Here is a 21,825-nt window from a genome sequence, read left to right on the forward strand (position 1 = left end):
TTCAAGGAAAATCAGTGAGGAAATTCACCCGACCTTTCGGCGTGTTGATTTGCCTTGTTTAAGGGGGATTAATTGGGGCATATCGGGCGTTTGGTGGTAGTTTCCGTGGCGAATGGGCGGACCCGGACGGAACCTCGTTCCTCGATTTACGGAATGCAATGTGCGCGGCTAGGGTGCCTCAAATGTTCCACGCTCCGAATGGATTGCAGAGGGACCGGCTCCCCGAGGCCTCCCGGAAGCCGGAGCCTGCCCCGACGACGGCGGCGACGGCGACGGCGGCGGAATCAGCACCTCCGGCGGCGCCGGCAAGAAGACGCGACCCCTACTTCGACAACGCCAAGTACCTGGCCATCGTGCTGGTGGCCGTGGCACACGCCTGGGAACCGGTCATGGACGGCAGCCGCGCCACCAGGGCGCTGTACATGTTCGTCTACACCTTCCACATGCCGGCGTTCATCATCATCTCCGGCTACTTCTCTCGGAGTTTCTCGGCCCGGCCCGATCAGCTGAGACGGCTGGTGGGCGGGGTGATGGTGCCGTACCTCGTCTTCGAGGTGGCGTACACGCTGTACAAGCGGTGGGCCGACGACGATCCCGGGCACCCGCTCAGCCTGACCGACCCGTTCTATCTCACCTGGTTCCTGCTGGCGCTGTTCATCTGGCGGCTGTCCACGCCGCTGTGGCGCGCGATCCGGTGGCCGCTGCCCGTCGCGCTCTGTATCGCGGTGGCGGGCTCCATGACGCCGGGCATCGGTGCCGATCTCGACCTCCAGCGCGTGCTGCAGTTCCTGCCGTTCTTCGTGCTGGGGCTCTCCCTGAAGCCGGTCCACTTCCAGCAGGTGCGGCGGCGGGAGGTGCGACTGCTGGCGCTGCCCCTGGCCGCGGGGGCGGCGGTGTTCACGTACTGGCTCGCGCCGGATCTGGGGATGCGCTGGTTCTACCGGTCCGCCGGGGCCGGGGACCTGGGCGCACCCTGGTGGGCGGGCCCGGTCATGACGCTCGGCTTGTTCGCCTGCTCGCTCCTGCTCACGGCGGCCTTCCTGGCGTGGGTGCCGCGCCGGCGGACCTGGTTCACCGTGCTGGGCGCCGGCACCATCTGCGGCTATCTGCTGCACGGCTTCCTGGTGAAGACCGTCGACTACCTGGACGTGGTGGCCGAGAACCCGTGGCTTGCCGGACCGGGCGGGGAGATCGTGATCACGCTGACCACGGCCGCCGCCGTGACACTGCTGTGCACACCACCGGTGCGAAGGGCGCTGCGGTTCGTGACGGAGCCCGAGCTGTCATGGGCGTTCCACCGGGACGTCACCCTTCTGCCAGGCCCAGCAGCCGCCGCATCGTCGCGTACTTCTCGCTGAGCCGGTTACGGGTCGGCTCGTCGAGCAGGGCGAGCCGGGCCGGGTCCGCGTTGTGCGCGAGATCGGCCTCCTTGATGAGGCGGGCGCCGGGGGTGGAGAGAATGCGCCTCGTGTACGACTGAAGGTCCTCGTCCACGTGCCTGGTCATCGCGATGACCAGATCCTTGACCTGCTGCGGGAGTTCGGCTGCGGCCAGCCACTCCTGCGAGAGGACGTCGTCCTCGATCGCGTCGTGCAGCCAGGCGGCGGCGATCTGCTCGTCGCTCCCGCCGCGTGCGCGTACGCCCTCTGCGACTGCCTGGATGTGTTCGGCGTACGGCCGTCCCGCCTTGTCCGTCTGCCCGGCATGGGCCTCGCGGGCGATGGCTTCGACCTGGTCGAGGGTGAGGTTCGGCATGCTCCGACTCTAAGGCGCCAGGAACCGCCCGCGCGGCGGCCTCGTCCCGGTCGGCCGGGACGGCATGGCCGGGCTCGGGCCGGGCACCCGTGGGCCGGTCAGGGCTCGCGGCGGAGCAGCAGCAGTGCCCGGTCGTCGTTGACGTCCTTGGCCACGGCCTCGATCAGGTGCCAGGCGGCGCCCTCGAAGCCCGACGTGACATACCGGTCCGCCTCGCCCGTCAGCCGGTCCATGCCTTCGGCGATCTCGCGGTCCGATGCCTCCACCAGCCCGTCGGTGAAGAGCATCAGCACATCGCCGGGCCGCAGGACCCCTTTTATCGGGTCGAACTCGGCGCCGTCGTACACACCCAGCAGCGGCCCCTCCGCCGCCTTCTCCTCCCAGTGGCCCGTGCCCGCGTGGAGCTGGAGGGCCGGGAGATGGCCCGCGGAGAAGAGTTCGTAGTCGCCGGAGTCCAGGTCGAGGACGAGATGGACGGAGGTGGCGAAGCCCTCGTCCCAGTCCTGGCGGAGCAGATATCCGTTGGCCGCGGGCAGGAAGCCGTGCGGCGGGAGGGAGCCGAGGAGTCCGCCGAAGGCCCCGGACAGCAGCAGGGCGCGTGAGCCCGCGTCCATGCCCTTGCCCGATACGTCGGTCAGCACGGCTTCGAGGGTGCGGCCGCCGTTCGTGCGGGCCGCGACCACGAAGTCCCCGGAGAAGGACTGCCCGCCTGCCGGGCGCAGTGCCATCTCGCGGTGCCAGCCCTGGGGCAGCCGGGGCAGTGCGCTCTGGACCCGGATGCGTTCGCGGAGGTCGAAGAGCATGGTCCCGCCGCGCCGCCAGGGGACTCCGACCCGGGCCCTGAACTGCGCGATGAGCAGCCCGAAGAAGCCGCAGGCCGCCACCACGAGCACCGTTCCGGGGGTGACCCGCGCCGGACCCTCCAGATACGGGCCGAGGACGAGCGACTCGACGATCATGGCGCCGGCCGCCGCGGCGTACAGACCGAGGAGGCTCGCGGGTCTCAGCAGCAGTCCGCCTGCCACGATCGGCAGCACGAGTGCCGCCGGCGAGAACCAGACCGGCATCGCGATCGTGCCGCAGGCGATCGCCGGGATGGTCAGCAGCAGCCCGACGAGTGCGATCCAGTCGGAACCGTCCCCGCGGAAGTAGTCGACCCCGGACTTGCGCAGCGCGGTGCGGACCCGGTGTGCGGACCTCCGCAGCCGGGCCGTGATCGAGTCTGCCGCGCCACGTGCCATCGTCGTGGACCCTATCCACCCGCCTGGCCCGCGTGCAGGGGGACCCCCATGACATTGCGTGGGAAATCGGGTCGCGACGGGCCGGGCACCGCTGGTAGGGATGCCGTATGACGACTGAACTGCGGATGCTGCAGCGGCCCGAGTGGGACATGTGGTACGGGAAGCTGGAGCGCGCCTTCGGCGGAGTCGCCGAATCCCGGCAGGAGCGTGAGCTGTTCCGGGCGCTGACCGAGTTCGACCGCTCGATCGGGGCCTGGGACGGCGACGAGTGCGTGGGTACGGCCGGGGCGTTCACGTATCGGGTTTCTGTACCCGGCGGTGCGTTCGTACCGGCTGCCGGAGTGACCATGGTCAGCGTGGCGGCTACGCACAGGCGACGCGGGGTGCTGACGTCGATGATGCGGCATCAACTGGACGACGTGCGCAGGCGTGGTGAGCCGCTTGCCGTACTGACGGCGTCCGAGCCCGACATCTACGGCCGGTTCGGGTACGGCGTGGGCACGCATCAGCTGAGCGTGGAGATCGACACCTCCCGGGTGCGGATCGTCGCGCCGCCGGGGACGGACGACGTACGGCTGCGGTTCGTGCCGGCAGAGGAGGCGGCCGAGGCGTGCGAGGCGGTGTATCTGCGCACGATCGGCTCGCGATCGGGGATGTTCGCCCGGACTCCCGGCTGGGAGCGGCTGCCTCTGCTCGACCCGCCGTCCGCGCGGGAGGGTGCGTCGCCGATGCAGTGCGTACTGGCCGAACGGAACGGCGAAGTGGTGGGTTATGTCCGCTTCCACAACAAGCCGGAGTGGACCGCGTCGGGACCGGAAGGCTCGATCGCGCTGCGGCACATCGACGCGCTGGACCCGGCGGTGTACGCGGCGCTGTGGCGTTTCCTCTTCGACATCGACCTGACCTCGACGGTCCGTGCGCGCAACAGGCCGGTCGACGATCCGCTGCTGCAGATGATCAGCGACATCCGGCGCTGCGGCGTTGTCGTGCGGGACTCGCTGCACGTACGACTGGTCGACGTGGGCGCCGCGCTGGCGGCCCGGACGTACCAGGCACCGGTGGATGTGGTGTTCGGGGTCGAGGACGCGTTCTGCCCCTGGAACGAGGGGCGTTGGCGGCTCACGGGCGATGCCAAGGGCGCCTCGTGCGAGCGGACGGACGATCCGGCGGAACTGGCCCTGTCCGTACGGGAGCTGGGCTCTGCGTATCTGGGCGGGGTGACGCTGTCGTCGCTCGCGGGAGCCGGGCGGGTGCGGGAGCTGCGGGACGGAGCGCTCGCCGAGGCGTCCCTCGCGTTCGGCTCGGACCTCGCGCCCTGGCTGCCGCACGGATTCTGAGCGGCAGGGCCTGCGAGCCGCACGGCTTGCGGGAAGGACGTCACGCCGGCTGGCAGGCCGGGCACCAGAAGAGATTGCGGGCGGCGAGGCCGGCGGTGCGGACCTCGCCGCCACAGATGTGGCAGGGCAGTGCTGCCCGGCGGTAGACGTAGACCTCGCCGCCGTGGTCGTCGACACGCGGCGGGCGGTCCATGGCCTCCGGGGTGTGCTCGGGGCGGACGGTATCGATGCGGTTGTTGCGTACACCTTCACGCATGAGCAGGACCAGGTCCGCCCAGACTGCGGCCCACTCGCGCTCCGTGAGGTCCCTGCCCGCCCGGTACGGGTCGATGCCGTGACGGAAGAGGACCTCCGCGCGGTAGACGTTGCCGACGCCCGCGACGACCTTCTGGTCCATCAGCAGGGCCGCGATGGACGTACGGGAGCGGGAGATCCGGTCCCAGGCCCGGTCGGGGCCGTCGGCCGGCCGCAGCGGGTCGGGCCCGAGGCGGTCGTGTATCGCGCGCTTCTCGGGGTCCGTGATCAGGGAACAGGTGGTCGGGCCCCGCAGGTCGACGTAGGACTCGGGGTTCGCGAGTCGCAGCCGTACGGTCTCGGTGGGCGGGGGCACCGGGGCGTCACCGAAGTTCACCTTGCCGAAGAGGCCGAGGTGGATATGGATCCACTCCCCGGCGCTGTCGCCGCCGGAGCCGCCGAAGCCGAGGAACAGGTGCTTGCCGTGGGCCTCCGTGCACTCCAGCACGGTGCCGTCGAGCAGTGCCGCCGAGTCGGTGAACTTGCCCTGCGGGCTGGTCACCCGCACGGACCGGCCGCCGAACCTTTCCCGGTAGTCGGCGGCCAGTCGGTGGATCGTGTGCCCCTCGGGCATCAGGCCGTGGGCTCCTGCGGGTGGTGGGCCGGGATCGCGGGGAGCTTGCCGGTGGTCTCGTACTCGGAGAGCATCTCGATGCGGCGGGTGTGACGCTCCTCACCCGAGTACGGGGTCGCGAGGAAGATCTCGACGAACTTCGTCGCCTCCTCCTGCGAGTGCATCCGGCCGCCGACGGAGATCACGTTGGCGTCGTTGTGCTCGCGGCCGAGCGCGGCGGTCTGCTCGCTCCACGCGAGTGCCGCACGCACACCCTTGACCTTGTTGGCGGCGATCTGCTCGCCGTTGCCGGAGCCACCGATCACGATGCCGAGGCTCTCCGGGTCCGCGGCCGTCCGCTCGGCGGCACGCAGGCAGAACGGCGGGTAGTCGTCCTGGGCGTCGTAGATGTGGGGGCCGCAGTCGATGGGCTCGTGGCCGTGGGCGGTGAGCCACTCGACGAGATGGTTCTTGAGTTCGAAGCCGGCATGGTCGGAGCCGAGGTACACGCGCATGACCCGAGTGTGGCATGCGGAACGCCGGGTAGCGGTCAGCGGGTCGGGCGACGGCCCGGGCGTGATTCGGGAGAACGTGCCCATCATCACGATCCGGAGTCAGGTCTTCCGTACCGACGGGTCACCGGTTTGAATGCGGGGGCTCGTCACCCGAGCGACCCGCACACGTAAGGATTCGTCCATGAACACCCAGCCGACCCTTACGAAGGCAGGCGGAGAGACCGGAGAACCCGGCATTCCGCAGCCTTCCGACGGTCTCAAGGCCGGCCTGAAGAACCGCCATCTGTCCATGATCGCCATCGGCGGCGTGATCGGCGCCGGCCTGTTCGTCGGGTCCTCCGGCGGTATCGCCAAGGCCGGGCCCGCCATCCTCGTGTCGTACGCGCTCGTCGGCGCGATGGTCGTGTTCGTGATGCGGATGCTGGGCGAGATGGCCGCGGCGAGCCCGAACTCGGGCTCCTTCTCGGCGTACGCCGACCGCGCGCTCGGCCGCTGGGCGGGCTTCTCGATCGGCTGGCTGTACTGGTTCTTCTGGGTCGTGGTGCTGGCGGTCGAGGCGACCGCCGGTGCCGTGATCCTGGAGGGCTGGATGCCGGCCGTGCCGCAGTGGGCATGGGCACTGATCGTGATGGTGGTGCTGACGGCCACCAACCTCGCCTCTGTCTCCTCCTACGGTGAGTTCGAGTTCTGGTTCGCGGGCATCAAGGTCGTCGCCATCAGCGCCTTCGTGATCATCGGTCTGCTGGCGGTGTTCGGCATCCTGCCGGGCTCCGACAATCCGGGTGCCGGCTTCGCCCATCTGACCGACGCCGGCGGCTTCATGCCCAACGGCGCGGGCGCCATCCTCGCCGGTGTGCTGATGGTCGTCTTCTCCTTCATGGGCAGCGAGATCGTCACGCTGGCCGCCGGTGAGTCCGAGGACCCGCGCCGCGCGGTGACCAAGGCCACCAACAGCGTCATCTGGCGTATCGCCGTCTTCTACCTGGGCTCGATCTTCGTCGTCCTGACCCTGCTGCCGTGGAACGACAAGGCGATCCTCGAGAAGGGCTCGTACGTCGCGGCCCTGGACTCGATCGGCATCGAGCACGCCGGCCAGATCATGAACGTCATCGTGCTGACCGCGGTGCTGTCCTGCCTGAACTCGGGTCTGTACACCGCCTCGCGCATGGCGTTCTCGCTGGGCGAGCGCGGTGACGCGCCGAAGGCCTTCGCCAAGGTCAGCGCCAAGGGCGTACCGACCGCGGCCATCCTGGCCTCCGTCGTGTTCGGCTTCTTCGCCGTCTACTTCAACTACGCGTTCAAGGACTCGGTCTTCGACTTCCTGCTGAACTCCTCGGGTGCGGTCGCGCTCTTCGTCTGGCTGGTGATCTGCTTCACCCAGCTGCGGATGCGCGGGATCCTGCTGCGCGAGGCGCCGGAGAAGGTCACCGTGAAGATGTGGCTCTTCCCGTACCTGACCTGGGCGACCGCCGCGATGATCACCTTCGTCCTGGGCTACATGCTCTTCGACGACGCCAACCGCAAGGTCGTACTGATGTCGCTGCTGGTCGCGGCCGTCGTGCTGACCATCGGTCTGGTACTCGACCGCAGGCGCAGGACCGCCGTCGAGGCCTGAGCACCTGGGTCCCCGCGGACCCGTTCTCCTCGCGCAGAAGCCCCGGCCCGCTTTCCGCGGGCCGGGGCTTCTGCGTGGGAGCGCGTCGCGTACGGGGGCTCAGCCCCGGCGGCCGATGAGCTTCCACGCGGCCGGCAGGGCGCCCATGGCGAGCGCGGCCTTGAGCGCGTCACCGATCAGGAACGGGGTGAGGCCCGCGGCCACGGCCTGGCCGAGCGTCATGCCGGTGGCGAGGGAGAGGTAGGGGACGCCGACGGCGTAGATGATCGCCGAACCCAGCACCATGACGCCGGCCGTACGGGGGACGGAGCGGTCCGCGCCGCGGCGGGCGAGGGCGCCGACCACGGTGGCGGCGAGCAGCATGCCGAGGATGTAGCCGAAGGACGGCATCGCGTACCCGGAGTCGCCCTCGGCGAACCAGGGCAGGCCCGCCATACCGGCGACCGCGTACAGCGCGAGGGACAGGAAGCCGCGGCGGGTGCCGAGCGCGGTGCCGACGAGAAGCGCGGCGAAGGTCTGGCCGGTGACCGGGACCGGGGAGCCGGGAACCGGGACCGAGATCTGGGCCGCGATGCCCGTGAGCACGGCGCCGCCGGCGATCAGCGCGATGTCCTTCGTACGGCTGGCGGGCAGCAGGTCGGCAAGAACCAGTCCGGACCGGACGGGGGCGGCAGCAGTGCTCATCGGGACTCCGCAAGAGTGATCAGATCGGTGTGGACATGACGACGCTAGTCCACGGGTGAACGCGCGATCACCGTCGGTCGATGACAAAGCGCCGCTCGGCTCCTTGGTGGAGTTCACACAAAGTGGCCGAGGAAGACACCGGGGTGCCGTGACGCTCGTCACTGAGGTGGCGGCCGAGGGAGCCCGTTTTGGCGATCGGCGAGCGCTCCGCGAGACTGTAGGTTCTTGCTAATTCGCCGAGAGTCCCCGAGGGTCCAGAGCACCATGCACGACGCACCACCCAGCACGTTGACCGTCGAGGACGAGCCGCTGTCGCACGGGCTCAAGCAGCGCCACCTCACGATGCTCGGCCTCGGCGGGGTGATCGGTGCGGGGCTCTTCGTCGGCTCGGGAGCCGGGATCTCGGTCGCCGGGCCCGGGATCGTCGTGTCGTATCTGCTCGCCGGAGCACTGGCGTTGCTGGTGATGCGCATGCTCGGCGAGATGTCGGCGGCGATGCCCGCGTCCGGGGCCTTCTCGGTGCACGCGGAGCGGGCGCTGGGCCGCTGGGCAGGGTTCAGCGTGGGCTGGCTGTACTGGTTCCTGCTGGTGGTCGTGCTCGCGGTGGAGGCGACGGGCGCGGCGACGATCGCGAACGGCTGGGCGCCGGGTGTGCCCCAGTGGGCCTGGGTGCTGATCTTCATGGTGGTCTTCACGGCCGCCAATCTCGCGGCCGTCAAGAACTTCGGCGAGTTGGAGTTCTGGTTCGCCGCGCTCAAGGTCGGTGCGATCGTGCTGTTCCTGCTGCTGGGGACGCTGGCGATCTTCGGTGTGCTGCCCTCTGCGTCCCATGCTTCCGGCGAGGCGGTGGGGCTCGCCAATCTCACCGGGCAGGGCGGGTTCCTCCCCCACGGCTGGGAGGGCGTCGTCTCCGGCGTCCTGGCCGTCATCTTCGCCTTCGGCGGGCTCGAGGTCGTCACGATCGCGGCGGCCGAGTCCGCGGACCCGGCCCGCGCGGTCGGGCGTGCGGTGCGCAGCGCGGTGTGGCGCATCCTCTTCTTCTACATCGGCTCGATGCTGGTCGTCGTGACCCTGCTGCCCTGGACGGCGATGAAGCCGGGTCGGAGTCCGTACGTCTCCGTGCTCGACGCGATCGGTGTGCCGGCGGCCGGGCAGATCATGAACATCGTCGTGTTCGTCGCGCTCCTGTCCGCCCTCAACGCCAATCTGTACGGCTCCTCACGGATGGTCTTCTCGCTCGCCGAGCGCGGTGAGGCGCCGACGGGTCTGCTCGCCGTGTCGCCCGGCGGAGTGCCGCGGCGGGCCGTGTTCGCCTCCGTGGCCTTCGGCTTCGTCTCCGTGCTGCTCAATCTGAAGTGGCCGGACTCCGTGTTCCTCTACATGCTCAACGCGGTGGGCGCGGTGCTGCTGTTCGTCTGGGCCCTGATCGCGGTGTCGCAGTTGCGGCTGCGGCGGCGCATCGAGCGCGAGGCGCCGGAGCGCCTGACGCTGCGTATGTGGGGTTTCCCCTGGCTGACGTGGGTGGCGCTGGCGGGAATGGCGGCCGTGCTGCTGCTGATGCTCGGCGACGAGGACACCCGGCCGCAGGTGCTGTGGTCCGGTGCGGCGACGGCCGCGGTGCTTGTCGTCGCGGGCGTACGGGAGTTGAGGGAGAAGCGGGCGACGCGTGCGTGAACCTTCACATTGTGTGAGCATGTTGTCCGTATAGCGGGCATCCGCCCCCTGTGAGCGGTACGGGACGCAGACTGTGGGCCACTCCCCATGTCCCCCACGAACAGGGCAGATCCATGTCACGGACCTCGGCGCCCGCGCCGGTCGACACCGAAGTCGACTCGTCGCTCGCGCACGGCCTCAAGCAGCGTCATCTGTCGATGATCGCCCTCGGTGGTGTGATCGGCGCGGGCCTCTTCGTCGGCTCCGGCGCCGGAATCGCCGCCGCAGGACCCTCGATCATCATCGCCTACGCGGTGTCCGGCCTGCTCGTCATGCTGGTGATGCGCATGCTCGGCGAGATGTCGGCGGCGAACCCCGCGTCCGGCTCCTTCTCCGTGCACGCCGAGCGGGCCATCGGACCGTGGGCGGGCTTCACGGCCGGCTGGTCGTTCTGGGTGCTGCTGTCCGTCGCCGTGGGCCTCGAGGGCATCGGCGCGGCGAAGATCGTCAGTGGCTGGCTCCCCGGCACTCCCGAGTGGGCCTGGGTCGCGCTGTTCATGCTGGTGTTCTGCGGCACCAACCTGGCGGCGGTGAAGAACTTCGGTGAGTTCGAGTTCTGGTTCGCCGCCCTCAAGGTCGGCGCGATCTCGCTCTTCCTGATCCTCGGGGGCCTCGCGATCCTCGGCATCCTGCCCGGCACGGACGCCCCCGGTACCGCCAATCTCACCGCCGGCGGCGGCTTCCTGCCGAACGGCTCTGAGGGCCTGGTCATCGGTCTGCTCGCGTCGGTGTTCGCGTACGGCGGCCTGGAGACGGTCACCATCGCGGCCGCGGAGTCCGAGCATCCCGTCCAGGGCGTCGCGAAGGCCGTGCGTACGGCGATGTGGCGCATCGCCCTCTTCTACATCGGCTCCATGGCGGTCATCGTGACGCTGGTGCCGTGGAACGACCCGGACGTCGCCAACCCCGACAAGGGCCCGTACGTCACCGCCCTGAACCACCTGGACATCCCCGGCGCGGGCACCGTGATGCAGATCGTGGTCCTGGTGGCACTGCTCTCCGCGATGAACGCCAACATCTACGGCGCCTCCCGCATGGCCTACTCGCTCGTGGCACGGGGCCAGGGCCCGCAGGTGATCGGCCGGGTCTCCGGGGGCGTGCCGCGGATCGCCGTGCTCGTGTCCTCCGTGTTCGGCTTCCTGTGTGTGCTGCTCAGCTACTGGCGCCCCGACGATGTCTTCCCCTGGCTGCTGAACATGATCGGCGCCGTCATTCTCGTCGTCTGGCTCTTCGTGGCGGTTTCCCAGTTGCTGCTGCGGCGCCGCACCGAACGCGAGGCACCGGAGAAGCTCGTGGTCCGGATGTGGCTGTACCCGGTGCTGACCTGGGTCGCGATCGCGGGCATGCTCGCCATCTTCGTCCTCATGCTCCGCGAGCCCGACACCCGCGTCCAGTTGGAAGCCACCGGTGCGATGACCCTGGTGCTCGCCGCGGGCGGCTTCATCCTGCAGCAGCGGCGCAAGCGGGCGGCGGAGAAGGCCGAGACCGACGCCGAGGCCGCCACGGAGCGCGCTGCGGGCTGACGCACGGCGGCAGTTCCGCCGTCCCCCTCGCGCGTGCGCGTTCCTGGCGCAGCGCACAGGACCCCCGGGCCGTCGCGGCCCGGGGGTCCTGTGCGTCCGGAGGCCGGGGAGATCACGACGCAAGCCTCTTGCTGCTAGCCTGCACTTGCGAAAGGTTTGCAATAAGCAGTCGGAGGGCTCGGACATGGCCATTTACACGCTTCCTGAACTCCCGTACGACTACGCGGCACTCGAGCCGGTGATCAACCCGCAGATCATCGAGCTGCACCACGACAAGCACCACGCCGCATACGTCAAGGGCGCCAACGACACGCTGGAGCAGCTGGCGGAGGCGCGCGACAAGGAGCAGTGGGGAGCGATCAACGGCCTGGAGAAGAACCTGGCGTTCCATCTCTCCGGGCACATCCTGCACAGCATCTACTGGCACAACATGACCGGCGACGGCGGCGGTGAGCCGCTGGAGAAGGACGGCGTCGGCGAGCTCGCGGATGCGATCGCCGAGTCCTTCGGCTCCTTCGAGAAGTTCAGGACGCAGCTGTCCAAGGCCTCCGCGACCACCCAGGGCTCGGGCTGGGGCGTCCTCGCGTACGAGCCGGTCAGCCGCCGCCTCATCGTCGAACAGGTCTACGACCACCAGGGCAACGTCGGCCAGGGATCCGTCCCGATCCTGGTCTTCGACGCCTGGGAGCACGCCTTCTACCTTCAGTACAAGAACCAGAAGGTGGACTTCATCGAGGCCATGTGGCGCGTCGTCAACTGGCAGGACGTGGCCAGGCGTTACGCCGAGGCCAAGGAGCGGACCCCGCTCATCGCCGCGTGACCGCGGCCGTGCAGTCGCCCTGCTCGTGATCGTCTTCTCAACCTTCACCGGCAGGCGGAAAGAGGAAGGGCCCCCGCGACGACAGGAGTCGCGGGGGCCCTTCCGTATGCGGGGCCCGGGGCACCGGGCCTCAGAGGTTGGAGAAGTCGGGACCGTTCGTACGGCTCCGCTTGATCTCGTAGAAGCCCGGGACCGACGCCACCAGCAGCGTGCCGTCCCACAGCCTGGCCGCCTCCTCGCCCTTGGGCGCGGGGGTGACGACCGGGCCGAAGAAGGCGATCTGCTCGCCGTTCGCGCCGGGCACCGCGATGACGGGCGTGCCGACGTCCTGGCCGACCTTGGAGATGCCCTCCTTGTGGGAGGCGCGCAGCTCGACGTCGTACACGTCCGACTCGGCGTGGTCCGCGAGGTCGGCCGGGAGACCCACGGCGTCCAGCGCCTCCAGGATCACCTCGGGCGTGGCGCCGCGGCCCTCGTTGTGAATGCGTGTGCCGAGCGCGGTGTACAGCGGGCCGACGACGTCGTCGCCGTGCTTCTGCTGGGCCGCGACGACCACACGGACCGGACCCCAGCCCGTCCTGAGCAGCTCGCGGTACTGCTCGGGCAGCTCGTCCAGCCTGTCCTCGTTGAGCACGGCCAGGCTCATGACGTGCCAGCGGACGTCCACCGGCCGGACCTTCTCCACCTCGAGCATCCAGCGGGAGGTCATCCAGGCCCAGGGGCACAGGGGGTCGAACCAGAAGTCGGCAGGGGTCCTGCTCTCGGACATGTCTCTCCTCGTGTGGGATGCACAGCTCGCATGGGGAACAGCGCCGGTTGCCGCGGGCATTCCCCGATATCGGCGGTCAGGCGCACATGCGAGGATCGGTGCTGTTCAAACGAGACACGAAGGAGTGGCCGTGCCCGGAGAGAATCTGTCCCGCGACGAGGCCCGTACGCGGGCGGAGCTGCTGTCTGTCGACGGGTACGAGGTCTTCCTCGATCTGCGGTCCGCGACCGGGGAGGGCGACGGGGCACAGCCGCGGACCTTTCGTTCGCTGACGACGATCCGCTTCCGCTCGTCGGAGCCGGGCGCGGCCACCTTCGCGGACCTGGTCGCACCGTCCGTGACCGCCGTCACCCTCAACGGGGAGGAGCTGGACCCGGCCGCCGTCTTCGACGGCTCCCGGGTCGCGATCCCCGCGCTCCGCGCCGAGAACGTCCTGGTCGTCGACGCACAGTGCGCGTACAGCCGGACCGGTGAGGGCATGCACCGCTTCGTCGACCCGGAGGACGGCGAGGTCTACCTCTACACGCAGTACGAGCCGGCCGACGCTCGCCGGGTCTTCGCCAACTTCGAGCAGCCGGATCTGAAGGCGCCCTTCCGGTTCGAGGTGGCCGCGCCCGAGGGGTGGACGGTCTGGAGCAACGGGGCGGAGGAGTCGCGGGACGGCGAGACCTGGTGCTTCGCGGAGACCAAGCCGATCTCGACGTACATCACGGCCGTCGTCGCCGGTCCGTACCACTACGAGACCGATCTCTACACGCGCACCCTCGATGACGGCACGACGCTGGAGGTCCCGCTCGGCGCGATGTGCCGCAAGGGGCTGGCCAAGCACTTCGACGCAGACGACATCTTCCTGGTCACCAAGCAGGGCCTGGACTTCTTCCACGACCACTTCGACTACCCGTACACCTTCGGGAAGTACGACCAGGCCTTCGTCCCGGAGTACAACATCGGGGCGATGGAGAACCCGGGGTGCGTGACCTTCCGGGAGGAGTTCGTCTTCCGGGGCAAGGTGACGCAGGCGTCGTACGAGCGGCGGGCGAACGTCATCCTGCACGAGATGGCGCACATGTGGTTCGGCGATCTCGTCACCATGAAGTGGTGGGACGACCTGTGGCTCAAGGAGTCGTTCGCGGACTTCATGGGGTCCTTCTCGATGGTGGAGGCGACCCGCTTCGGCAACGGGTGGGTGACCTTCGCGAACAATCGCAAGTCGTGGGCCTACCGAGCGGACCAGCTGCCGTCCACGCACCCGATCACGGCCGACATCCGTGACCTCGAGGACGCGAAGCTCAACTTCGACGGGATCACGTACGCCAAGGGCGCGTCGGTGCTGAAGCAGCTGGTCGCCTACGCGGGGCGCGAGGCGTTCCTGGAGGGCGCGCGTCGCTACTTCAAGCGGCATGCCTACGGGAACACCCGGCTCGGCGATCTGCTGTCGGTGCTGGAGGAGACGTCCGGGCGGGACATGACGCTGTGGTCGCGGTCGTGGCTGGAGACCGCGGGCGTCAACTCCCTCACCCCTGCCGTGACGTACGACGCCGGGGACCGGATCACCGAGCTGGCGGTCGTCCAGGACGGCGATGTGCTGCGCCCGCACCGGGTGGCGGTGGGGCTGTACCGGCACGAGGGGCCCGAGCTGGTGCGGTACGCCCGTGCCGAGGTCGACGTCGTGGGAGCGCGGACGGTCGTGGAGGAGCTGGCCGGGGCGGAGAAGCCTGCGCTGGTGCTGGTGAACGACGACGACCTGACCTACTGCAAGATCCGCTTCGACGAGGGATCGCTCGAGACGCTGCGCTCGCACCTGGGGTCCGTCACCGACCCGCTCGCGCGGGCCCTGTGCTGGTCGGCGCTGTGGAACATGACCCGGGACGCGCTGATGCCCGCGAGGGACTTCGTGGCGCTGGCCATGGACTTCGCGGGGCGTGAGTCGGACATCGGAGTGCTGCAGATGGTGCAGGCGTGGGCGCGTGCGGCCCTCGTCCACTACGCGGCGCCCGAGTGGCGCGAGACGGGCGGGCGGCTGCTCTCCGAGTCCGCGCTGCGCGAACTCCGGCTCGCGGAGCCGGGCAGCCAGCACCAGCTGACGTGGGCGCGGTTCTTCGCGACGTGCGCGGTGACGGACGCGGATCTGCAGCTGCTGCAGGGGCTGCTGGACGGCACGGCGAAGATCGACGGCCTCGATGTCGACCAGGAGCTGCGCTGGGCCTTCCTGGAGCCGCTCGCCTCGCACGGCGTGGCCGACGAGTCGGCGATCGGCGCGGAGCTGGCGCGGGACGACACCGCTTCGGGCAAGCGCTACCAGGTCCGGTGTCTGGCGGCGCGGCCGTCGGCGGCGGTGAAGGACCAGGCGTGGGCGCAGGTGGTGGAGTCGGACGCGCTCTCCAACGCACTGGTGACGGCGACGATTTCGGGCTTCGTGCAGTCGTCGCAGCGGGACCTGATCGCGCCGTACGCGGAGAAGTACTTCGACGCGATCGAACGCGTGTGGGCCGACCGCTCGATCCAGATCGGCATGGACGTCGTGCAGGGCCTCTTCCCGGGCCTCCAGGACAACCGGTCGACGCTGGACGCGACGGACGCTTGGCTGTCCACGCACCCGTCGGCACCGCCTGCCCTCCGCCGCCTGGTCCTCGAGGCCCGCGACGACCTCGCCCGCGCGCTGCGCGCCCAGTCCCGCGACGGGGGACGCGCCTGACGGAGCACGCCACCGTCCCCTCCGGGGGAGGCTGGGGTGTGGGGCGCGCGGTCCCCACACCCCCGGCGGCAGCCTCGCCCCACAGCCGGGTGCGGGGCGCGACCCGCTGCCCGGAAGGACCGGGACCGGTCCCCACCTGCGGGGGCGGCAGTATCGCGGCGCCGGCGCGACCGGATGGCGGGCAGTGCTCCACCGCGCGGACGGGCGTGCTCAGGCATCCGAAGTGGCGCGCCCCCGGCCGGAGTTCCGACGGCCGCCCCGCGGGAAGGCCACGCCCGGGACCGGTTCCCGCACCGCCGGCCGGGCCCGGTCGCGCTCCCGGGGGCGGGAAGCGGCCGACCCCGCGGGACGCGCGCGCAGGCCCCTCCCCGGACGGGGGCCGGCAAGAGACTCCCCCTTCAGGACAGGCCACGGCTGGGACCGGCCCCCACCCAGGGCGTCAGCTGCGCCCCGCGGCACCGGCCTTCGTGGGAGAGCCGGGCATCGGTCCACAGCCGGCGGCAGCTCGCCGTATCTGAGCAACCCGGTGCGCGGCCTCCCCGCTCCCCCGGAAGGACCCGGGCAGGTGCGCACACACCGGCACCCCGGCCGGACGTGCGACACGAGCCCGCCAAGTGCGGGGCGCGGCCCCCGCACCCGGCCGGCAGCCTCGCCGCACGCCCGTGCGAGGGGGTACGGATCCCGCGGACAGCGCGCGTGCGGCAGCGCGGGGCTCCCGGTGCGGCGCGAGCGCGGGGGTGGAGGGGCGCCCGGGCGTTCCGGGTGCGCCCCGCGAGGCCGGGACGGCCGCATACGGGTCCTGCGGGCCCCGCAGTGTCGAAGCGCAGGCCGGACAGGGGGACGGGACCGGGAACGCGCCTTGCGGCGCTGCCGTGGCTCCGTTCGGGTGGTGTGGCTGATCGGCAGTCGAACGCCCGTACTTTAGGGCGGTGTTGTCTGGAATTGTCGACGAGCGTGTAACAGCGGTTAGCGGGCCGCCGCAACGCGGGAATTGGCGGGTCATGAACCCCAACACCCCTCTCTCCCCTCGCCCCTTGAGCCACCTCTCGGATGTGCAGAACCGTGTCCTGACCGCCGCGCAGCTGCGTGAGCACGGTGTGCCCGCCGCACGGGCCGCCGAACAGTGCAGGCCAGGTGGGCCGTGGCAGCAGGTGCTGCCCGGGGTGTACGTGCTGCACCCCGGGCCGCCCACCAGTGAGGAGCGGCTGCACGCCGTCCTGCTGTACGCCGGGCGGTCCGGCGGTGACGCCGACGCCATGATCACCGGGCTGGCGGCGCTCGCGCTGCACCGGTTCGCGTCCGCCCCGCCGCTGCCCTCGCTCGACCGGATCGACGTGCTCGTACCGCGCACCCGGCGGCTGCGGTCGGCGGGCTGCGCCCGGCTGATCCGGACGCAGACGCCACCGCGACCGCAAGAGGTGACGGGGGTGCCCGTCGCCCCGGTCGCCCGCGCGCTCGCGGACGCCGTCGCGAGGCTGTCCGACGCGACCGCCGTACGCCGGCTGCTCACCGAGGCGGTCCGCAGCGGCCACTGCGAACCGGGGGCTGTCGTCAGGGAGTTGAACCGGGCGCGGTTGCTGTCCCGGCCCCATCTGGTGAACGCTGTGGACTCGCTGCTCGCCGAGGGGCGGGCGCTCGCCGAGGACCGGCTGTACGAGCTCGTCCATCTGTACGGTCTGCCCGACCCGCTGTGGAACGTGGATCTACGCCTGCCCGGAGGCCCGCACCTCGGCGGGATCGACGCCTACTGGCCCGAGCAGGCCGTCGCGGTGGAGCTCGACACCCGCGCTCCGCGTCCGGGCCGGCCCGATGACGACGGGGCGGGCCCGGACGCGGAGTGGAGCGAGTACAGCCACAAGCGCGAGCATCTGGAGCGGCTGGGCATCACGGTCGTGCACGTCTCGCCGAGGGGGCTGAGGGACGCCCCCGCCCAGCAGGCGACGGTGATCCGAACGGCACTGATGGCCTCACCGCACCGGGAGCCCGCCGCGTATGTCGTCGTCCTCCCGCGCTAGCGGAATTCCTCTAGCAGAACTCCGCCTCGATGACGGCCGCACTGTCCCCCGCCCAGTCGCTGTTGAAGTTCAGCGCGAGCGCATGGCGGCCGTCCGCGGTGGTGACGGCCTCCGACGACGAGCCGTGGATTCCGCCGCTGTGACCCCAGACCTCCTTGCCGCAGGAGAGCTTCTGCGCCATCAGGCCGAGCCCGTAGCGGTGGTTCGGTGCCTCCTTTCCCACCGGCACGGTCGTGGTCATCTTGCCGAGCTGCTTCTCCGGCAGCAGCTTTCCGGTCAGCAGGGCCCGGTAGAACCGGTTGAGGTCCCCGGTCGTGGAGATCATCTCCCCGGCCGCCCCGGCGCCCGAAGGGTTGAGCTCGGTGACGTCATGAATGGCGCTGCCCGGCTCGGGCCCGACCAGCACGGAATAGGCCCGGCCGCTCGGCCGCGGCATCCGTGCCCGGGTGCCCGGCACGGACGTGGCGCGCAGGCCCAGCGGACGGAGCACGCGCCGCTCGATCTCCTGGCCGTAGGGCCGGCCGGTCACCTTCTCGATGACCAGCCCGGCCAGGACGTAGTTGGTGTTGGAGTAGTGCCAGTCCGCGCCGGGGGCGAAGTAGGGCTTGTGCCCCATGGCGGTCCGGACGAGGTCGCGGGGCCTGAAGGTGTCGTACCGGTGCTCGAAGAAGCCCTCACCGAACACCGTCCGCACGAACCCGGGGTCGTCGGTGTAGTTGTAGATGCCGCTGGTGTGGTTGAGCAGTTGCCGGAGGGTGACGGCCCGCCCGTCGTGGCCGTTGCCGCGCACGAGGCCGGGCAGCCACCGCTCGACGGAGTCGTCGAGGCCGAGCCTTCCCTCGGCCTCCAGTTGGAGGATCACCGTCGCGACGAACGTCTTGGTGACGGACCCGACCCGGAAGCGGTCCCCGGGCCGCCGTTGGCGTCCGTCGGTGCGGTCGGCCACGCCCGCCTCGCCGTTCCAGGTGCGCTGCCCGGCCCGGGCAACCCCGGCGAGGGCTCCCGGCGAACCGGCCTCGACGGCCGCCTCGAGCGCACGCTGGGTGCCCTCGTGCCCGGACCGTGTCCGCTGCCCGGTGTCCGCCGACGCGGCTCCCGGAGCGACGAACGCGGTGGTGGCGACCGCGGCCGCCACCACCGCCGCGGCCATGACCGTCCTGAACTGGTGAACAGGGCGCACCGTCATGCGAAGTCTCCCGTCTGCGAGTGTGTGCTCGATCGGCAAGACTCCGCCGAGGCACGACCCGTTGCCCGGAGCGTAGAGGTTGAGCGGATTTCAGCCGTCGGCGGGTCGGTGGCCGTCGACCCGGCCCGAGGCCGGCCGCTCACGCCACAGCTGAAGGCCGATGTCGACGAGCGCGACCTGTTCGAGGTCCTGAACGGCGTCCAGCTCGTGCCAGGCGGCGAGGTCGGTGGAACCGTCCGGCTCGGGGCGCGGCTCACCGCCGGTGACACGGCCCTCGTACACGATGCGCAGGCTCTGGAAGTCCGATTCGCCGCCGAGTCTGCGTCCACGGCGCACCCGCATGGTGTCGATGCCGAGCAGCGCGGTCACCTCGGCCGAACAGCCGGTCTCCTCCGCGACCTCACGGACGACGGTGTCGAGCGGATCCTCCCCGTGGTCCATGCCGCCGCCGGGCAGGGTCCATCGCTTCGCGCCGTCGCGCGCGACCCAGCGGGCGAGCAGTATCCGCCCGTCCTGTACGCAGACGGCATAGGCCGCCACCCTCAACTCCTGGCTCATGCGGCGAGACTAGGGCCTCTCGTTCGGATCTTGCCGGGCTCGCGTGCCCTGGCATCGCACCTCGCCGCGCTGTCGTCGCTCGCCGACGCACCCGGGCTTCCGCCGGGAGATACCCCACCGCGTGGGCTCCTTCCTCCGCCTTGCGATGCACGCCGCCGGACCACGCTCACGGATCCGGCCTGATCCAGACGCAGGACCTGGAGGGTCGTCGTCCGGATCGCCGCCGTCACAGCCAGTAGGCCGGGTACGGGCGTCCCGTCGCCCGGGAACCCACCACCCCGACCGCCACGAGCAGCACACTCGCCGTCGCCAGCAGGGCGAGGAACGGGAGCGCGGGCGGCGATTGCAGGGCCACGATGACCGCGGTCGCGGCGGCCGGCGAGTGCGGTGTGCGGGCCGCCATCATCACTCCGAGCGCCAGGCCGCCCGCGACGGCCGCGCTCCATGTGCCGGGTCCGGCCACCACGAGGACGAAGAAGCCCGTGAGTGCGGAGAGCAGCTGGCCGCCGATGACGCTGCGCGGCTGGGCGAGCGGGAGGTCGGGGGCGCCCGCGACCAGCGCCATGCCGGCGGCGAGCGGCGGGATGAGCATCGGCCGACCGACGAGCAGCCGCGGCGCCGACGGCGGTCAGCGCGAGAACGCTGACGGCGGTGGCGGCGATGACGGTGCGGGCACGGGACCGGGCAGGGCCGCGCTGGGCACGGGTCACGCTCCTTGCGGAAGTGGCGGGTTGGCGGGCGAATACTCGGGGGCGCTCCAGCGCAGGGGGCCGGCGGCCGGGGTCTCCACGGTCTCCTCGACGTGGAAGCGGATCGTCCGGGCGCCGTCCCGGCCGTCGAACTCCGTCCTGGCCGTTCCGGCGAGCTGGAGCGTGGTGCCGGTCGACCAGTCCAGGAACAGCAGCCCGGCGCCCGGGTCAGCCTCCAGATTGCCGAGTGTCAGGAACATCGAATTGCCCGGATAGTCCTGCCAGCTGAGCGTCGACGGCGAGTCGACGCGGACGAAGCCGGGATTGCCGCCCCGGTGACTGGCCTCGGTGCCGCCGCCGTCGGGCCGGGACCGGGTGGCGATGAAGAAGGTGTCGGCGGCGCGGACGAACTTCTCCTGGTCGGGGGCGAGTCGTCCGCCGCGCCGCACGGCACCGGCTGGGTGTGCGTCCGAACGGACCTCGCGCAGCTCCCGTTTCTGCAGGTACTTCGGGCAGTTGGAGAAGACCCGCTCCGCCTCGATGGCCAGTCCGCGCCCGCTCGGACGCGCGATGCCGTTCAGCCGCATCCGGCGGCGGGTGCGCGGGTCGAGGGCGACGGTGCCGACGGGTACGCCGTCCCCGGTGAGCGCGGTGGCGAGCGGGTCGCCTTCGGGCACGCCCCCTGCCACCGAGACGGAATGCGGCCCCGTGGCCCGTACGAACCCGGGTGGTCCGGTGAGCAGGCTGCTCCACATCCGCCCCGCGGGGTCGGCCGCGCCGAGCACCAGCATGGGCTGGAGCTCCAGGAACGCGGCGGCGAGCGGCCGGATGCCCGGTCCGATGGAGCGGCCGACGTGTTCGGCCAGGTCGCGTACGCCAAGACGGGTCTGGATGGCGATGGAGCCGGAGTGGTACGGGTCCATGGGAACCGGTCCTTAGAAAAAGCCGCAGGTCGGAGCAGTGGTGACGTTCAGGCCGATGTGGCCGGTGCTCGGTGCGCTGATGGCGGTCGCGGTCATGGCGGAACACCTCTCCGTCGGTCACTTGCGATCTAACCTTCTAGTTTCACTTTAGAGGTTATAAGGATGGGGGTCAACCGGTCACGTACCCTTGAGGGGTTAGCCAAGCCTGGAGGCCCTCATGTCCGCGTCCACCGCCGCCCCCGATCCGCGCCCGCTCACCGGAGAGCCCGTCCCCCTGGACCTCCTCAACACGCGATGGATCCAGGAGGGCGAGGAAAAGGATCTGCTCGACTCCGTCGACGGCCTGCGCATCTGGCTGGCGAGCGGCGGCCTCGATGCCCGCTTCACGGCCGACCGCCCCACCCTGGAGAAGACCCTGATCGCACGCGACGCGCTGGGCGCCGTCGTCGACAACCCGGGCGACCCCGCGGCGTCCGCGGCGGCCGACGCGGTCCTCGGCCACGGCCGGATCCGCGCGACGCTCACCACCGAAGGCCCGGGCGAGCAGGCAGAGTTCGCCGACCCGGCCTGGGGCCCCGGCTGGACGGCCGTCCGCGACTACCTGCACCTGCTGCGTACCGCCCCCGACCGGATCCGCCGCTGCGCGCATGACGCGTGCATCCTGCACTTCTTCGACACCTCACGGAACGGCACGCGCCGCTGGTGCTCGATGGCACTGTGCGGCAACCGCGCGAAAGCGTCCCGGCATTACGCGAAGTCCCGCGAGTCCTGACCCACCACGGACCCGCGGCCAGGCCCGCGGCTTTTCCGGAATACACACCTCCGCACAACCGGGCCGCGCGGCCGACGCAAGCGGATCGCACCTCTCCGCATGCGAGCCGGTACGGAGCGCCTCTCTACGCGCGTCGAAACGGGGAGTATGTGCGCTCATTTCCCCCCA

General features: G+C 70.7%; 19 protein-coding genes. 9 read left to right on the top strand and 10 right to left on the bottom strand.

What is annotated here, in order from left to right:
• Positions 1 to 182 precede the first annotated feature (182 nt).
• Positions 183 to 1,358, top strand: coding sequence for an acyltransferase family protein (locus ACFU5O_RS03050; protein ID WP_384235594.1), 1,176 nt, complete (start codon positions 183 to 185; stop codon positions 1,356 to 1,358).
• On the opposite strand, the gene ACFU5O_RS03055 is transcribed toward ACFU5O_RS03050, so the two are convergent.
• Both ACFU5O_RS03055 and ACFU5O_RS03060 read right to left on the bottom strand, forming a co-directional pair.
• Complete coding sequence (locus ACFU5O_RS03055; protein ID WP_384235596.1) at positions 1,306 to 1,755, bottom strand: HD domain-containing protein; 450 nt, start codon at positions 1,753 to 1,755, stop codon at positions 1,306 to 1,308. The genes ACFU5O_RS03050 and ACFU5O_RS03055 overlap by 53 nt on opposite strands.
• Before the next feature lie 98 nt (positions 1,756 to 1,853).
• Complete coding sequence (locus ACFU5O_RS03060; RefSeq protein ID WP_384235598.1) at positions 1,854 to 2,996, bottom strand: PP2C family protein-serine/threonine phosphatase; 1,143 nt, start codon at positions 2,994 to 2,996, stop codon at positions 1,854 to 1,856.
• A gap of 107 nt (positions 2,997 to 3,103) precedes the next feature.
• Here ACFU5O_RS03060 and ACFU5O_RS03065 point away from each other — a divergent pair, with 107 nt between their 5' ends.
• Positions 3,104 to 4,333, top strand: a complete 1,230-nt coding sequence (locus tag ACFU5O_RS03065; protein ID WP_384235599.1) for a GNAT family N-acetyltransferase — start codon at positions 3,104 to 3,106, stop codon at positions 4,331 to 4,333.
• Positions 4,334 to 4,373: 40 nt separating this feature from the next.
• Here the strand turns inward: ACFU5O_RS03065 and ACFU5O_RS03070 are convergent, their stop codons facing one another.
• A complete protein-coding gene (locus ACFU5O_RS03070; protein ID WP_384235601.1) occupies positions 4,374 to 5,201 on the bottom strand; it encodes an Fpg/Nei family DNA glycosylase in 828 nt (275 codons plus the stop codon).
• On the bottom strand, positions 5,201 to 5,695 hold the full coding sequence (locus tag ACFU5O_RS03075) for a ribose-5-phosphate isomerase (RefSeq protein ID WP_384235604.1): 495 nt from the start codon (positions 5,693 to 5,695) through the stop codon (positions 5,201 to 5,203). The genes ACFU5O_RS03070 and ACFU5O_RS03075 overlap by 1 nt, the downstream gene beginning before the upstream one ends.
• A gap of 181 nt (positions 5,696 to 5,876) precedes the next feature.
• Here ACFU5O_RS03075 and ACFU5O_RS03080 point away from each other — a divergent pair, with 181 nt between their 5' ends.
• Positions 5,877 to 7,310 carry an amino acid permease gene (locus tag ACFU5O_RS03080; RefSeq protein WP_384235605.1) on the top strand — a complete coding sequence of 478 codons (1,434 nt, stop codon included), beginning with the start codon at positions 5,877 to 5,879 and terminating at the stop codon, positions 7,308 to 7,310.
• 99 nt (positions 7,311 to 7,409) lie between these two features.
• On the opposite strand, the gene ACFU5O_RS03085 is transcribed toward ACFU5O_RS03080, so the two are convergent.
• A complete protein-coding gene (locus ACFU5O_RS03085) occupies positions 7,410 to 7,994 on the bottom strand; it encodes a biotin transporter BioY (RefSeq protein ID WP_384235607.1) in 585 nt (194 codons plus the stop codon).
• Positions 7,995 to 8,258: 264 nt separating this feature from the next.
• Between ACFU5O_RS03085 and ACFU5O_RS03090 the strand changes: the two genes are divergently transcribed.
• From ACFU5O_RS03090 to ACFU5O_RS03100, 3 genes are all read left to right on the top strand, one after another.
• Positions 8,259 to 9,668 (top strand): amino acid permease, encoded by a 1,410-nt coding sequence (locus ACFU5O_RS03090; protein WP_384235608.1) that lies wholly within the window; start codon positions 8,259 to 8,261, stop codon positions 9,666 to 9,668.
• A gap of 113 nt (positions 9,669 to 9,781) precedes the next feature.
• The gene (locus ACFU5O_RS03095) at positions 9,782 to 11,230 is read left to right on the top strand and encodes an amino acid permease (protein ID WP_384235610.1); all 1,449 of its coding nucleotides are present in this window, start codon (positions 9,782 to 9,784) and stop codon (positions 11,228 to 11,230) included.
• A 184-nt stretch (positions 11,231 to 11,414) separates the two neighbouring features.
• Complete coding sequence (locus ACFU5O_RS03100) at positions 11,415 to 12,050, top strand: superoxide dismutase (RefSeq protein WP_384235612.1); 636 nt, start codon at positions 11,415 to 11,417, stop codon at positions 12,048 to 12,050.
• 130 nt (positions 12,051 to 12,180) lie between these two features.
• Here ACFU5O_RS03100 and ACFU5O_RS03105 read toward each other — a convergent pair whose 3' ends face one another.
• Positions 12,181 to 12,819, bottom strand: a complete 639-nt coding sequence (locus ACFU5O_RS03105) for a disulfide bond formation protein DsbA (protein WP_384235613.1) — start codon at positions 12,817 to 12,819, stop codon at positions 12,181 to 12,183.
• A 130-nt stretch (positions 12,820 to 12,949) separates the two neighbouring features.
• Between ACFU5O_RS03105 and pepN the strand changes: the two genes are divergently transcribed.
• Both pepN and ACFU5O_RS03115 read left to right on the top strand, forming a co-directional pair.
• Positions 12,950 to 15,514, top strand: coding sequence for an aminopeptidase N (gene pepN / locus ACFU5O_RS03110; RefSeq protein WP_384235615.1), 2,565 nt, complete (start codon positions 12,950 to 12,952; stop codon positions 15,512 to 15,514).
• A gap of 1,001 nt (positions 15,515 to 16,515) precedes the next feature.
• Positions 16,516 to 17,529 (top strand): hypothetical protein, encoded by a 1,014-nt coding sequence (locus tag ACFU5O_RS03115; protein WP_384235617.1) that lies wholly within the window; start codon positions 16,516 to 16,518, stop codon positions 17,527 to 17,529.
• Positions 17,530 to 17,539: 10 nt separating this feature from the next.
• Here ACFU5O_RS03115 and ACFU5O_RS03120 read toward each other — a convergent pair whose 3' ends face one another.
• The 4 genes from ACFU5O_RS03120 to ACFU5O_RS03135 all read right to left on the bottom strand — a co-directional run bounded on the left by ACFU5O_RS03120 (position 17,540) and on the right by ACFU5O_RS03135 (position 20,885).
• Positions 17,540 to 18,715 (bottom strand): serine hydrolase domain-containing protein, encoded by a 1,176-nt coding sequence (locus tag ACFU5O_RS03120; RefSeq protein ID WP_384235620.1) that lies wholly within the window; start codon positions 18,713 to 18,715, stop codon positions 17,540 to 17,542.
• A 90-nt stretch (positions 18,716 to 18,805) separates the two neighbouring features.
• Positions 18,806 to 19,273, bottom strand: a complete 468-nt coding sequence (locus ACFU5O_RS03125; RefSeq protein ID WP_384235622.1) for an NUDIX hydrolase — start codon at positions 19,271 to 19,273, stop codon at positions 18,806 to 18,808.
• A 226-nt stretch (positions 19,274 to 19,499) separates the two neighbouring features.
• Entirely contained in the window at positions 19,500 to 19,865 is a 366-nt protein-coding gene (locus ACFU5O_RS03130) for an HPP family protein (RefSeq protein ID WP_384235624.1), read from the bottom strand.
• Positions 19,866 to 19,979: 114 nt separating this feature from the next.
• Positions 19,980 to 20,885 carry a pyridoxamine 5'-phosphate oxidase family protein gene (locus ACFU5O_RS03135; protein ID WP_384235626.1) on the bottom strand — a complete coding sequence of 302 codons (906 nt, stop codon included), beginning with the start codon at positions 20,883 to 20,885 and terminating at the stop codon, positions 19,980 to 19,982.
• Positions 20,886 to 21,102: 217 nt separating this feature from the next.
• On the opposite strand from ACFU5O_RS03135, the gene ACFU5O_RS03140 reads away from it, so the two are divergent.
• Positions 21,103 to 21,657: a CGNR zinc finger domain-containing protein gene (locus tag ACFU5O_RS03140; protein ID WP_384235629.1), complete on the top strand. Its 555-nt coding sequence runs from the start codon at positions 21,103 to 21,105 to the stop codon at positions 21,655 to 21,657.
• Positions 21,658 to 21,825: the final 168 nt, after the last annotated feature.

Origin of the sequence: Streptomyces sp. NPDC057445, from assembly GCF_042802855.1 — a bacterium.
GTDB lineage: Bacteria > Actinomycetota > Actinomycetes > Streptomycetales > Streptomycetaceae > Streptomyces.

What these genes read in the sequence shown, in the direction of transcription:
- ACFU5O_RS03050 (WP_384235594.1), top strand. Translation starts at nt 183, where the DNA reads ATGTTCCACGCTCCGAATGGATTGCAGAGGGACCGGCTCCCCGAGGCC.
- ACFU5O_RS03055 (WP_384235596.1), bottom strand. Translation starts at nt 1,755, where the DNA reads ATGCCGAACCTCACCCTCGACCAGGTCGAAGCCATCGCCCGCGAGGCC.
- ACFU5O_RS03060 (WP_384235598.1), bottom strand. Translation starts at nt 2,996, where the DNA reads ATGGCACGTGGCGCGGCAGACTCGATCACGGCCCGGCTGCGGAGGTCC.
- ACFU5O_RS03065 (WP_384235599.1), top strand. Translation starts at nt 3,104, where the DNA reads ATGACGACTGAACTGCGGATGCTGCAGCGGCCCGAGTGGGACATGTGG.
- ACFU5O_RS03070 (WP_384235601.1), bottom strand. Translation starts at nt 5,201, where the DNA reads ATGCCCGAGGGGCACACGATCCACCGACTGGCCGCCGACTACCGGGAA.
- ACFU5O_RS03075 (WP_384235604.1), bottom strand. Translation starts at nt 5,695, where the DNA reads ATGCGCGTGTACCTCGGCTCCGACCATGCCGGCTTCGAACTCAAGAAC.
- ACFU5O_RS03080 (WP_384235605.1), top strand. Translation starts at nt 5,877, where the DNA reads ATGAACACCCAGCCGACCCTTACGAAGGCAGGCGGAGAGACCGGAGAA.
- ACFU5O_RS03085 (WP_384235607.1), bottom strand. Translation starts at nt 7,994, where the DNA reads ATGAGCACTGCTGCCGCCCCCGTCCGGTCCGGACTGGTTCTTGCCGAC.
- ACFU5O_RS03090 (WP_384235608.1), top strand. Translation starts at nt 8,259, where the DNA reads ATGCACGACGCACCACCCAGCACGTTGACCGTCGAGGACGAGCCGCTG.
- ACFU5O_RS03095 (WP_384235610.1), top strand. Translation starts at nt 9,782, where the DNA reads ATGTCACGGACCTCGGCGCCCGCGCCGGTCGACACCGAAGTCGACTCG.
- ACFU5O_RS03100 (WP_384235612.1), top strand. Translation starts at nt 11,415, where the DNA reads ATGGCCATTTACACGCTTCCTGAACTCCCGTACGACTACGCGGCACTC.
- ACFU5O_RS03105 (WP_384235613.1), bottom strand. Translation starts at nt 12,819, where the DNA reads ATGTCCGAGAGCAGGACCCCTGCCGACTTCTGGTTCGACCCCCTGTGC.
- ACFU5O_RS03115 (WP_384235617.1), top strand. Translation starts at nt 16,516, where the DNA reads ATGAACCCCAACACCCCTCTCTCCCCTCGCCCCTTGAGCCACCTCTCG.
- ACFU5O_RS03120 (WP_384235620.1), bottom strand. Translation starts at nt 18,715, where the DNA reads ATGACGGTGCGCCCTGTTCACCAGTTCAGGACGGTCATGGCCGCGGCG.
- ACFU5O_RS03125 (WP_384235622.1), bottom strand. Translation starts at nt 19,273, where the DNA reads ATGAGCCAGGAGTTGAGGGTGGCGGCCTATGCCGTCTGCGTACAGGAC.
- ACFU5O_RS03130 (WP_384235624.1), bottom strand. Translation starts at nt 19,865, where the DNA reads ATGCTCATCCCGCCGCTCGCCGCCGGCATGGCGCTGGTCGCGGGCGCC.
- ACFU5O_RS03135 (WP_384235626.1), bottom strand. Translation starts at nt 20,885, where the DNA reads ATGGACCCGTACCACTCCGGCTCCATCGCCATCCAGACCCGTCTTGGC.
- ACFU5O_RS03140 (WP_384235629.1), top strand. Translation starts at nt 21,103, where the DNA reads ATGTCCGCGTCCACCGCCGCCCCCGATCCGCGCCCGCTCACCGGAGAG.